This is a genomic window from Methylobacterium sp. 174MFSha1.1, from assembly GCF_900116815.1.
Lineage (GTDB): Bacteria > Pseudomonadota > Alphaproteobacteria > Rhizobiales > Beijerinckiaceae > Methylobacterium.
Genome location: NZ_FPCB01000078.1, coordinates 1 through 11,773 on the forward strand (window position 1 = coordinate 1; position 11,773 = coordinate 11,773).

Annotated in this window: 8 protein-coding genes; 7 read left to right on the forward strand and 1 reads right to left on the reverse strand. The window is 75.0% G+C overall.

The window, feature by feature from the left end:
- On the reverse strand, positions 1-206 hold a 206-nt coding region (locus tag BM430_RS33455; RefSeq protein ID WP_143132216.1), incomplete at its 3' end, for a DUF4372 domain-containing protein.
- Between the two features lie 480 nt (positions 207-686).
- Between BM430_RS33455 and bcsS the strand changes: the two genes are divergently transcribed.
- From bcsS to BM430_RS33490, 7 genes are read left to right on the forward strand one after another with little or no spacing between them, the layout of a single operon-like run.
- On the forward strand, positions 687-1,445 hold the full coding sequence (bcsS, locus tag BM430_RS33460; protein ID WP_093571484.1) for a cellulose biosynthesis protein BcsS: 759 nt from the start codon (positions 687-689) through the stop codon (positions 1,443-1,445).
- Complete coding sequence (gene bcsA, locus BM430_RS33465; RefSeq protein ID WP_093571485.1) at positions 1,446-4,226, forward strand: UDP-forming cellulose synthase catalytic subunit; 2,781 nt, start codon at positions 1,446-1,448, stop codon at positions 4,224-4,226.
- A 15-nt stretch (positions 4,227-4,241) separates the two neighbouring features.
- Positions 4,242-6,452 (forward strand): cellulose biosynthesis cyclic di-GMP-binding regulatory protein BcsB, encoded by a 2,211-nt coding sequence (locus tag BM430_RS33470; protein WP_093571486.1) that lies wholly within the window; start codon positions 4,242-4,244, stop codon positions 6,450-6,452.
- Positions 6,449-7,519, forward strand: a complete 1,071-nt coding sequence (locus BM430_RS33475; protein ID WP_093571487.1) for a family 8 glycosyl hydrolase — start codon at positions 6,449-6,451, stop codon at positions 7,517-7,519. The genes BM430_RS33470 and BM430_RS33475 overlap by 4 nt, the downstream gene beginning before the upstream one ends.
- Positions 7,504-9,318: a hypothetical protein gene (locus BM430_RS33480; protein WP_093571488.1), complete on the forward strand. Its 1,815-nt coding sequence runs from the start codon at positions 7,504-7,506 to the stop codon at positions 9,316-9,318. Before BM430_RS33475 ends, BM430_RS33480 begins: the two co-directional genes overlap by 16 nt.
- The gene (bcsN, locus tag BM430_RS33485; RefSeq protein WP_093571489.1) at positions 9,315-10,238 is read left to right on the forward strand and encodes a cellulose biosynthesis protein BcsN; all 924 of its coding nucleotides are present in this window, start codon (positions 9,315-9,317) and stop codon (positions 10,236-10,238) included. Before BM430_RS33480 ends, bcsN begins: the two co-directional genes overlap by 4 nt.
- 37 nt (positions 10,239-10,275) lie before the next feature.
- Positions 10,276-11,595, forward strand: a complete 1,320-nt coding sequence (locus BM430_RS33490) for a response regulator (RefSeq protein WP_093571490.1) — start codon at positions 10,276-10,278, stop codon at positions 11,593-11,595.
- The last annotated feature ends 178 nt before the right edge of the window (positions 11,596-11,773 follow it).

Sequence of the window (11,773 nt, forward strand, 5' to 3'; positions counted from 1 at the left end):
GCCGCCGCATGGGCGTTCCAGGCCACCTCCAGGCCGCGCAGGCTGGCGGCGGGGCTGAGCTGGGCGAAGATCAGGGCGAGCAGGTGATCCCACGACGAGAAGCACTTGTCGTAGGCGTCGGCCCCGTGGCGGGCGACGCTCCGGGCGATCTGCTGACGATCGAGCCCTTCCAGCAGCTGGGCAAAGCGGGTATCGCTCGGGTGCATGTCCTGCCCGGATGTTCGTGTCTCGACAACCGGACAACTCCCGGATCACCTCCGGCGTGGCAGGGCATGCACCCACACCAGATTTTTCCCCGGACAGCCCTGCCGCAGAGGGGGGAGAGGAGATTTCCCGCGCATCGCCTCTTCCCGGACAGCCATGCCGCCCGCGGGGAGAGGAGATTGTCCGCACCTCTTCCTTTCCGCGGACGGCCCTGCCCAAGCGGCCGAGGGGATCACGCGGCTTTCGTATCAGGGCGGAGGCGGACCAGCACTGTGTCCGCCGACTGTCCCGCCTATCCCGGCGCACTTGTGGACGCCCTGCGACGGCCGGCTTGACGCGCCCCCGCGGATTATCCTGTCCGCCGGAAATCATCCTGAAGGACGTAAGACTTAATCGCACGGGATGCCGCCCGTCCCGGCAAGGTCCGCTTAATGATGCGGGCGCGATCTTGGCCGCGTTGCAGGGTCTGGTGGCGTTTCGACATGCACCGCAATCTCACCCGCGTCGTGGTCCGGCGCGGCCCGTCCTCGCGCGTCCTGTCCGGATGCGCCCTCGCTCTCACGGCGGTCTGCGGCCGGCCGGCGCTCGCGGCCGACTGGTATACCGGCGCCGAGGCACCGGGCGCGCAGGAGGCCTGGATCGTCTCGGTCGACACCTCGGCGACCGTGAGCTCGCAGGGCTCGCAATTCGCCGGCGCCACCGCGACCGCCGCGCCCTCCGGCTCCCTGCTCACCAGCGGCCTGCGCCTGCGGGCGGACACCGTGATCGGATCGTACCGGTCCGGCACCGGGCTCGGGCAGCAGGCGGAGGTCGCGGCGCTCGTCGGCTACGGCTGGGTCTGGCCGGAGGCGGTGCTGTCGGCCTTCGTCGGCCTCAACGTGCGTCGCAACGAGGTGCCGGGGCTGGACGCGAGCGTGCGCAACGCCGGCGGCCTGAAGGCCGCGATCGACCTCTACGCCCGGCCGACTCCCGGCACGATGGTGCACGCTACCGGCACCTATTCCAGCACCTTCAACGCCTATTACGGCCGGTTGCGCGGCGGCGTCGCGGTGATGGGCGGCTTCCTCGGGCCCGAGGCCGCGCTGCTCGGCGACGATGATTACCGGCAGTGGCGGATCGGCGCCCATTGGAGCGGCTTCCAGTTCGGCGCGCTGCAATTCGGCGTCGCCGCCGGCTACCTGCACGACCGGACCCGCAAGGGCGGCCTCTACACCACCGTCGACATGCGGGCGGGCTTCTAGATGGCCGCCGCTCTCCGCTGGATCGCCTGGGCGCTGTCCGCGCTTCTCACCGTCGGGCTCCTCGTCCAGCCTGTCGGCCCGGAGGCGCAGGTCGGGCTCTGCGCCGTCGCCTGCGCCGGCATGGCCGCCCTGTGGCTGCTGGCGCCCCGCCGCGGCCTGCCCCGGCTCGCCTTCCTGGCGCTCGGCTCCCTGGTGGTGATCCGCTACGTCTACTGGCGCCTCACCGGCACGCTGCCCTCCCTCGACGATCCGGTCGGCCTCGGCTTCGGCCTGATGCTGCTCGGCGCCGAGCTCTACTGCGTGCTGATCCTGGCGGTGAGCCTCGTCGTCAACGCCGATCCCCTGGTGCGTGCGCCCGTCGCGCTGCCGCAGGCCGCCGCGCTGCCCGCCGTCGACGTGCTGATCCCGAGCTACAACGAGCCGACGGAACTCCTCGCCGTGACCCTCGCGGCGGCGCTCAACCTCGATTATCCGGCCGAGAAGCTGACCGTCTGGCTCCTCGACGACGGCGGCACCGACCAGAAATGCGCCGACCCGGACCCCGGCAAGGCGGAAGCGGCCAGGGCCCGCCGGGCCGAATTGCAGGCGCTCTGCCGTGAGCTCGGCGCCCGCTACCGGACACGCGCCCGCAACGAGCACGCCAAGGCCGGCAACCTCAACAACGGGCTCGCCGCCTCGCGCGCCGAGATCGTGCTGGTGTTGGACGCCGACCACGCGCCGTTCCGCTCGTTCCTCACCGAGACCGTGGGTCTGTTCTCGCAGGACCCGAACCTGTTCCTGGTCCAGACCCCGCACGTCTTCCTCAATCCCGACCCGATCGAGCGCAACCTGCGCACCTTCGCCCGCATGCCGTCCGAGAACGAGATGTTCTACGGGGTGACCCAGACCGGGCTCGACAAGTGGAACGGCTCGTTCTTCTGCGGCTCGGCGGCTTTGCTGCGCCGGCAGGCCCTCGACGCGGTCGGAGGGTTCTCCGGCATCACCATCACGGAGGATTGCGAGACCGCCCTCGACCTGCACGGCAAGGGCTGGACCAGCGCCTATGTCGGCCAGCCGCTGATCGCCGGGCTCCAGCCCGAGAGCCTGGCCGACTTCATCGTCCAGCGCGGCCGCTGGTGCCAGGGCATGATCCAGATCCTGATGCTCAAGAACCCGCTGACGAAGCGGGGCCTGAGACCGATCCAGAAGCTCGCCTACCTGTCGAGCATGACGTTCTGGTTCTTCCCGCTGCCGCGGCTGATCTTCATGCTCGCGCCGCTGCTGCACATCTTCTTCGACGTCAAGATCTTCGTCTCGTCGGTCGACGAGGCCCTGGCCTACACGGCGACCTACATCGTCGCCAACCTGATGATCCAGAACTACCTCTACGGCCACGTGCGCTGGCCGTTCGTGTCCGAGCTCTACGAGTACGTCCAGGGCGTGTTCCTGGTCCGCTCGATCGCATCGGTGATCGCCTCGCCCCGGCGCCCGAGCTTCTCGGTCACCGCCAAGGGGGCGGGCCTCGGCCACGACCACCTCTCGGCCCTGGCCTGGCCGTTCTTCGCGATCTTCCTGGCCCTCGCCGCCGGCTGCGGCATGGCGGCGTGGCGCTACCTCTACGAGCCCGGCGTCACCAGCCTGATGCTCGTCGTCGGCCTGTGGTGCGGGTTCAACCTGGTGATCGCCGGCGTGGGCCTCGGCGTCGTGGCCGAGCGGCGCCAGGACGAGCGCAGCCCGAGCCTGCCGGTCGGCCGGCCGGCCCTGGCGGTGTTCGGGTCCGAGCAGGTGCCGGTGATCGTCGAGCGGATGAGCACGGACGCCGCCACCCTGCGCCGGAGCGACGGCGCGCCCTGGCCGGCGCTGCCGGGGGACGGCTTCCAGGGCGGCGTCCTCCAGGCCGCTGACGGACCGCCCCTGCGCTTCTCGTTGCGCGCGGCGCCGGCGCCGGATCGGCGCGTCGTCGCCTTCGCGGCCCTCGCGCCCGCCGAGTACCGCACGCTCGCCGGGCTGATGTACGGCGATGCCGGCGCCCTGCGCGCCTTCCTGAAAGGGCGCCGGCGCCACCGCGACCTCCTCACCGGCACCCTGCGCTTCCTCGCCTGGGGCGTCGCCGAGCCGGTGCGGGCGGTGTCGTATCTCGGCAAGCGGGCACCGGTTCAGCCGGCACCGGCTCCGTCGGCGCTCGCGGTGCCAGACGCGCAGCGGGCGGTCGCCGCTCCGGCCGATGTCGCGTCCGAGAGGGTTCCGGATGTCGCAGCGCCACTGCTCGCCCCCCTCGCCGAGCCGGCCCCGCCGGTGATCCTCGCAGACGAAATCGCCCGTGAGCGCGCGAGCCCCGTGCCCGCATCCGTCGCCGCGTTGCCCCTGCCGGCGATCCAAGCCGCGGCGCGTCCGGTGGAGATCCCCGCGGCGGTCCGGCCCGAGGGGCGTCCTGCCACCGGTAACCCGGTCGTCGCCCACCCCGCCGCCCAACCGGCCCCGGCGTCCGCCCCGGTCGCGGCGGAGCGTCTCCCGGGCGATCTTCCCTCGGCTGCGGCTTCCCTGGACGAGACTCGCCTGGACGAGGCCGTCTGGCGAAGAGCCATCGCCGATCTCCTCGCCGCCGCGCCCGATCCCGGCGGAGCCCTGCGCCCCGACGCGGGTGCGCTCGACGCAACCGCCTGGGCCGCGAGCATCCGGGCCCTCGCCGGCACCGGCACCGCCCCGGTTCCGATCGCGCCGCCGCCCCTCGACGCCGCCCCGGCCGCGACCGCCCGCGACGCCTTGCGCGACGCCCTCGCGGCCTCCCGCAACGCTGCCTGAGAGGAGCCATTCCGGATGCACCGCCTCCTCGTCCGCACCCTCGTCCCAGCCCTCGGCGCCGCGTTATGCAGCGCGTCGGCCCCGGCCCAGACCTTCTCGGGTTTCGGGCCGACCCCCACCATGATGCTGCCGGGCGCGCCGCTCCCGGCCCATTCGCCCCCATCCGCCGCGACGGGCCCGGCCCTGCGCCGGCTCCCCGCCGTCGCGTCGCCCCTGCGGCTCTGGGACGAGACCGGCACGGTGACTTGGCCGCTCTTCGTCACCGCCGCCGAGGCGCGGGCGGGCGGCGTGTTCCAGCTCGGCTACCTGTCGGCGGTCTCGGTCCTGCCGGAGGCCTCGACCCTGCGCGTCGGCCTCAACGGCGCCGAGATCGGCCGCACCCAGATCGATGGCGTCCACGGCCTCAGGGTCGAGAGCATGACGATCGCGCCGGGCGCCCTGCGCGCCGGCTTCAACGCCGTGACCGTCGCGGTCGACCAGCGCCACCGCGTCGATTGCACGGTCGCGGCGACCTACGAGCTCTGGACCCAGATCGACCCCGAGACGACCGGCCTCGTCGCGGCGGGGGAGGGCGTCGCCGACCTCGCCGATCTCGCGGCGATCCGGCCGGGGCCGGAGGGCGCCGTGCCGATCCGCCTGATCCAGACCGGCGAGCGCCTGTCGGAGCGCCGCGTCGAGGGGTTGCTCGCCGGCGCCCAGGCCCTGGCGCTGGCCGGCCGGTTCGCCCAGCCGGTCGTCTCCTTCGCCCCAAGTCCCGAATCCGGCGACGGCGTCGCCCTGGCGGTGGCGCCCGCACCCGAACTCGCCCGCAGCCTCGACATCGCGTCCCTCGGCCTCGTCACCGGCCCCCTCCTCGCCCTGCTGCCGGCCCGGCCCGATCGCCGCCCGGTCGTCGTCGTCACCGGCGCGAGCGAGGCGGACGTGACGGCGGCGCTCGCGCAGCTCGGCGCGCTGGCAGCAGCCGCGCCGCAGGGCACGCCGGAGGGGCTCGCCGCCCTGCGCGATCGGGACGGCCGGCGGATCGCCGGCGGCGAGAGCCTGACCCTCGCCGATCTCGGCCTGACCGATGCGGTGATCGGCGGGCGGACGCATCAACTCACCCTCGATCTAGCGCTGCCGCACGACCTCCTGGCGGCCGACTACGCCAAGATCGCCCTCGACCTCGACGCGACCTACCCGGCCGGCCTCGCGCCCGGTGCCCAGGTCAGCGTGTCGATCAACGGCGAGGCGGCGGGCAGCGTCCCCCTCGGCAAGGCCGGCGGCGAGACCCTGCGCCGGCGCACGGTCTTCCTGCCCCTGCGGCTGCTGCGCCCCGGCCTCAACCGGATCAGCCTGCTCGCCGAGCTGCCGAGGCCGGACGACCGCGCCTGCGCGGCTCCGGCCGGCGAGCGCCTGACCCTGCGCGCCAGCACCCGCCTGACGATTCCCGACCTCGCCCGGATCGCCCGCCAGCCGGACTTGGCCGCCACCGCGGCGGCGGGCTTCCCGTACCGGGCGGAGGGCCGCGCCCCGACCCTCTCCGTGCCCGCCCCGGACCGCGACACGATGGCGGCCGCCGCCACCCTGGCGACCCGCCTCGGCGTGGCGGCGGGCCGGCCGATCCCCTTCGCCTTCGCGGCCGGGCGCAGCGGCGTGGTCGGCCCGACCCTGGTGGTGGCGGCCCTGCGCAGCCTCGATGCCCCGCTCCTGAAGGCCGCCGGCCTCGACCCGCAGGCCCTGCGCGACGCCTGGATGAAGCGCGACGAGACGGCCGGCTCCCCAGCTCCCGAACCGGGCCCGGCGATCCGCCGCCGGCTCCTGCGCCGCGGCGGCATCCCCGGCTGCCGCGGCCCCGCGACCCCGGCGCCCGGGCTGTCGGAGACCGCCCTCGTCCTCGCCCAGGGCGTGACCGGACCGGCGCCGGACGACGTCCTGACCCTCGTCACCGCCCCGACCCCCGGCGCCTTGAGCGAGGCGACCGCCTGCCTCGTCCAGCCGCTGGTCTGGAGCCGGCCCCGCGGCGCCGTCACTCTGCTCGCCGCCGACGGCACGGTGGCCGCGCAGGATCCCGAGACCGGCCGCTATGTCGCCACCGCCCCGGCCTCGTTCGGCAACCTGCGCCGCATCGCCGCCGGCTGGCTCTCCCTCAACCGCGAGGTCTACGCCCTGATGGCGCTCGCCTGCGCCGGGCTGCTGGCCGCCTCGACCCACCAGCTGGTGCGCAACCTCGGCAGGAAAACCGGATGACGACCCTCGCCAGAGCCGTCGCGATCCTCCTCGCGCTCGTCGCGGCCTGCACCGCCGCCGCGGCCGAGACCCCGCCGCTCGCCGATCACGAAGGCTGGCGCGCCTACAAGGCCCGCTTCGTCACCGAGGCCGGCCGGGTCGTCGACACCGGCAACGGCGGCATCAGCCACAGCGAGGGGCAGGGCTACGGCATGCTGCTCGCCGCGCTCGCGGGCGACCGCGCGACCTTCGAGCGCATCTGGACCTGGACCCGCGCCAACCTGATGGTGCGCGACGACCAACTCCTCGCCTGGCGCTGGGAGCCCGACCGGCGCCCCGCAATCGCCGACATGAACGACGCCGCCGACGGCGACCTCCTGGTTGCCTGGGCGCTGGCCGAGGCGGTGGCGCTCTGGAACGATCCCTCGCACCGGGTGGCCGGCCGGCGCATCGCGGTCGAGCTCGGCCGCAAGCTGATCCTGCCGCGGGCCGCCCACGGGCCGCTGCTGCTGCCCGGCGTCGCGGGCTTCTCCGCCGAGGACCGCCCCGACGGCCCGGTGGTGAACCTGTCCTACTGGATCTTCCCGGCCTTCGACCGGATGCCGCTCCTCGCCCCGGAATTCGACTGGGCCGGGCTCGACCGCAGCGGCCGCCGGCTGATCCGCGCCGCCCGGTTCGGGCCTGGGCGCCTGCCGAGCGAGTGGGTCTCCCTCGCCGAGACCACTCCGAAGCCCGCCGACGGCTTCGCGCCCGACTTCTCCTATAACGGCCTGCGCATCCCGCTCTACCTCGCCATGGCGGGCACGACGGATGCCGAGCTCTACGCGCCTTTCCTGAGCCTCTGGCCGCGGGCGGAGGCCGGCAACCTCCCCCTCGTCGACACCGCGAGCGGCAAGGTCACCGCCCGCCTCACCGAATCCGGCTACGGCGCCGTCCCGGCCCTCGCCGCCTGCGCCGCCCGCGGCACGCCGTTCCCGCCCGCGCTCGCCCGGGTGCGGGCCGAGACCGGGCACTACTACCCGGCGACCCTGCAGCTCCTGGCGCTGGCCGCCCTCAAGACGAGGTATCCCGCATGCGCCCCGCGCTGATCGTCGCCTTCGCCCTCGCCGGGACGGCACCGGTCGCGGCGGCCGAGACGCGGCCCGACGAGACGGCCCTGCGCTACTACGCCGTCCAGCGCCAGCCCGAGCGGGTCGCCGCCGAGACCGAGCGCCTGTCGCGCCGCTTCCCGGGCTGGACGCCCCCCGCCGATCTCTGGACCGCCGCGCCGGGCGCCGAGGACGAGGAGGGATTCTGGGACCTCCTGAATGCCGGCCGCCTCGACGCGCTGCGCAAGGCACTCACTGATCGCGCCAGGACCGAGCCGGGCTGGACGCCGTCGGGAGCGCTCGCCGGCGCCCTCGCGCGCCGGCAGCTGCGCGAGGAGGTGAGGGGGCTCGCCAAGGCCGGCCGCTGGTCCGACCTCGCCGCCCTCGCCGAAAGGCGCCGGCCGGAGATCGAGGCCGGCGAGGCGGAGGTGGCCTGGAGCGCGGCGGAAGCGCTCGCCCGCACCGACCGGGCGCCGGAGGCGATCGCGCTGTTTGCCCGGGCCCTCGCCGCCCCGGGCGCGAGTGCCGAGGATCGCCGGGCCGGCCTCCTGCGGGCGCTGCCACTGTTGCCGATGGCCGAGATCGACCGGCTCGGCGCAAGGATCCCGGCCGACGACCTCGCGCCGATCCGCATCGACCTGATCCGCGGCCGCCTGAGCGCCGTCCTGCACGACGAGGCCGGGCAGGCGGTGGCGCCCGCCGACCTCGCCGCCTTCCAGGCCTATGCCGAGGCGGCACCCGATCCCGACCAGCCGGCCCTGGTCGCCTGGCACGCGTTCAAGCGCAGCGACCTGCCGGAGGCCCTGGCCTGGTTCAAGCGCGCCATCGCGCGGGGCGGCGACGCGATGGTGGCGCACGGCCTCGCCCACACCCTGCTGCGCCTCGGCCTGCGCCGGGAGGCGGAGGACGTGGCTTATGCCTGGCGCGAGCCGCTGGTGAACAACTCGCTCCTGTTCATCGACATCCTGGAACGCGACCTGACCCGCGCGACGCCCCCGGCGATCGAGCCCGAGCGCCTGCGCCGCTACGCGGACGTCACCGCCGCGACCGCCTCGGGGGAGGGCGCGCAGGCACTCGCCTGGTACGCGTACAATACCTGCCAGTTCGATGCCGCGCTCGCCTGGTTCCGCCGCGCCGTCGCGTGGTTCCCGAAGGAGGCCACCGTCTACGGCTACGCCCTCGCCCTCCAGCGGGCGGGCCAGCAGCGCGCCGTCGTGGAACTCGTCAACCGCTACGACGGGCTGTTTCCGCGGGTGGTCGGCCTGCTCTTCTCCGCCCGCTCCGAGCGGCCCTCGCCCTGCGACGCGCCCGCGCCCCGCCCGGCGGAGCCGGCCGTCCGCGGCGTCCATCTCGACCTCGGACCCAGGCCCGACGCCGCGAGAGCCGAGAGAGGCGGCCGCGTGCCCCAGCCCGACGCCCTCGAGGCGCCGTCAGCCCCGCTCGTGCGCCGCAGCGATTTTCCCGTGGCGGTGACGCCGGAGAACGACTTGCGCGCCGCGCCGACCGGCAATCCGCTCGCCGTCGTCGTCCCGGCGCCGTCCCGCGCCGCCGGACGTCCGCCGACCACCGCGCGGCGCGTCCCCGGCGTCGGGCCGATGCCCTACGAGCGCTACGGCTTCTCGCTCCTGCCCGCCTGGACCGGCGCGACCGGTCCGAGCGTCCCGAGCGCCGCCGAGCGCCCCGCTCCCCTCGGCAGTTTGTGGTCGGCGATGCAGGCGGTCCCCGCCGATCCGCCCGCGCCGCGCGACGTCGCCACCACCGGCGCCATCCTCCACACCCTCCGGAAGCCCCTGCCGTGACCCGCTCCCTCGCCCTCGCCGCCGCTCTCGCCCTGGGCGCCTGCACCGCGCAGGAGCGCGCCGCCGCCCCGCGTTTCGCCAGCCTCGACGCCGCGTTGCCGCCCGCCACGATCCCGCGGCGCTCCACCCCGGTCGTCGCCACACCGATGGTCGTCCTGCCGGCCTGGATCGGGCGACCGGTCGCCCTGCGCGAGCGCGACGGTGCCGGCGGGTTCGAGCAGGCGATCACGCTGCGCCCGCCCGGGGCCCGCAATGGGCGCGACGACCTGATCCTGGTGTCCTCCCCGAAGGAGGGCGCGCTCGACGCGATGCTCGGCGGCAAGCCGACCGAAGCCGGCATCCACGCCGAACTCGCCGCCGCCTTCCCGGGCACGGCGATGCAGGTCGTCACCCGCCCGTCGGCCAACGCTTACGGCCCCTACGGCCTCGCCATCGGGCGGAGCGGCGCGACGCGCTGCCTCTACGCCTGGCAGTGGATTCCCGAGGCGCCCTTGCTCGCGGGCGGCGCGCCGGCGCCCCTGTCCCTGCGCCTGCGCCTGTGCCGGGACGACGTCACCGTCGAGGCGATGGCCGCCGCCGTGACGCAGCTGCGCCTCGTGCCGCGCTTCTCCGGCGAGCCGGTCCCGGCGCCGGCCCGCCTCGCGCCGCGCTCGGGGCCCCGGCCTGCGGGGCGCCTCCAAGTCTCTCGCCCGCACGTCTCTCGCCCGGCGCCGGTCGCCGCCGCGCCGGCACCGTCCGGACCGCGCTATCTCGGCGAGGCGGACGAGCGCCCCCCGGCCGTGACGGCCCCGAGCGGCGGCGCGATGCGCAGCACCCTCGCGGGCAGCCTCGACGCGCCGTCTCCGGCGGTCGCGAGCCTGCCTCCCGAGGCGGCGATCCTGCCGCCCGAGGCCACGCGCGGCCCGGTGGCACGCCCGTGACAGACTTTTTCCCGACCGCACCCGAAGGGAGTTCCCGATGAGCCTGCGCCTTCTCGTGGTCGAGGACGATCCCGGCTTCCAGGACCTCGTCCGCGCCCTGTGCGAGCGCCGGGGCGACAGCGTCGACGTGGCCTCGGACGGCTTCCTCGGCCTGCGCCTCCTGAGCGAGCGCCGCCACGACGTGGTGATGATCGACTATCACCTACCCGAGATGGACGGCTACGCCCTCGCCCGGCTGATGCGCGAGATCTCCCGTCCGGAGGATCAGGTGCGGCTGATCGGCGTGACGGCCGACCGGCACGGCCTCGCCTCGCGCCGGGGCGCCGATGCGCGGTTCGACGCCATCCTGGTCAAGCCCCTCGACCCGGAGGCGCTCTACGCCGCCCTCGACCGGCTGACCCGCGTCGAGGCCCCGCCTCCTGAGACCGGCGCCGACGCGGTCTGGCGCCGCTTCGGCCTCGCCGGCCGGCCCCGCGCCCTGATCTGCCCGGCCCCGGGCGCCGTCGAGGCCGCGGCCTTTGCCCAGGCCTTCGTGCTGGTGACGCGGGCCATTGATGCCGACCTGATCCTCCTGAGCGGCGAGGCCGGGCTCCCGGACCTGCGCGCCGCCCGGGCCGCGACGCCGAGCCGGCCGGTGCCGAGCGTCGACCTCACCGGGCGCCTCGGGGGAGCCTGCGACGTGACGTTCCGGGTCGGCGATCCCGCCTCCTGGGCGGCATTGGCCGAGGCTTGCGCCGGCTTTGCCAGCCGGCACGCCGGACTTGCCCCGGGGGAGGGACCGGCCGATCCCGTCGCCCATCTCCTGGCGCTGCTTCACGTCTCCGCCCGCGACCTGCCGCTGGCAGGCGGGGAGGGCGGGCTCAGCTACGAGACCGGCCTGTCACCCGCGTCCCTCATGGCCGCGGTGCTGACGCTCACCGAGGCGGGGGCGCTCGCCTGCGTGGCGACCGACACCGGCGTGAGCGTGCGCCTGACCGAGGCCGGAACCTCGGCAGCCACCGCCGGCCAGCTCCCGCGCGGGCCCCGTCATCCGCCCAACCCTGCACGCCCGCCGGTGCTCGACGCGCGCAAGACCGCCGAGCTGACGCGCCTGATCGGCGAGGCCGAGCTCGGCCGCCTGCGCGACCGGTTGATGGGACAGCTCGCCACCGCCTTCGCGCCGCAGGCGGACCTGCCCACCCTGGCGCACGAGGCCCACGTGATCGTGGCGATGGCCGGAAGCCTCGGCTTCGAGGATCTGGCAGCCGCCTGCCGCACCCTCGAATCCGCCATCAAGGCCGGCTCCGGCCTGCCTGACGCCGTGGCGGAGGCCCGCCGCGCCGTCTCCGATGCGCGCAGCCACTGTGCGGCGGCCTGACCTCGGCGGGGGAGGGGACGCCTGTCGCGGGAGTTTCACAAAGGAGTTGACGGGGGAAAATGCGGGGCCTATACGACCACCCATCGGCGCCGGCCGCTCCCGCGGACCGGTCGCTGAAACGTCTTCGAGACAGTCTGGGCCGGCAAGCCTGACCTTGGTCAGGTGCTGGTCCTGTTGT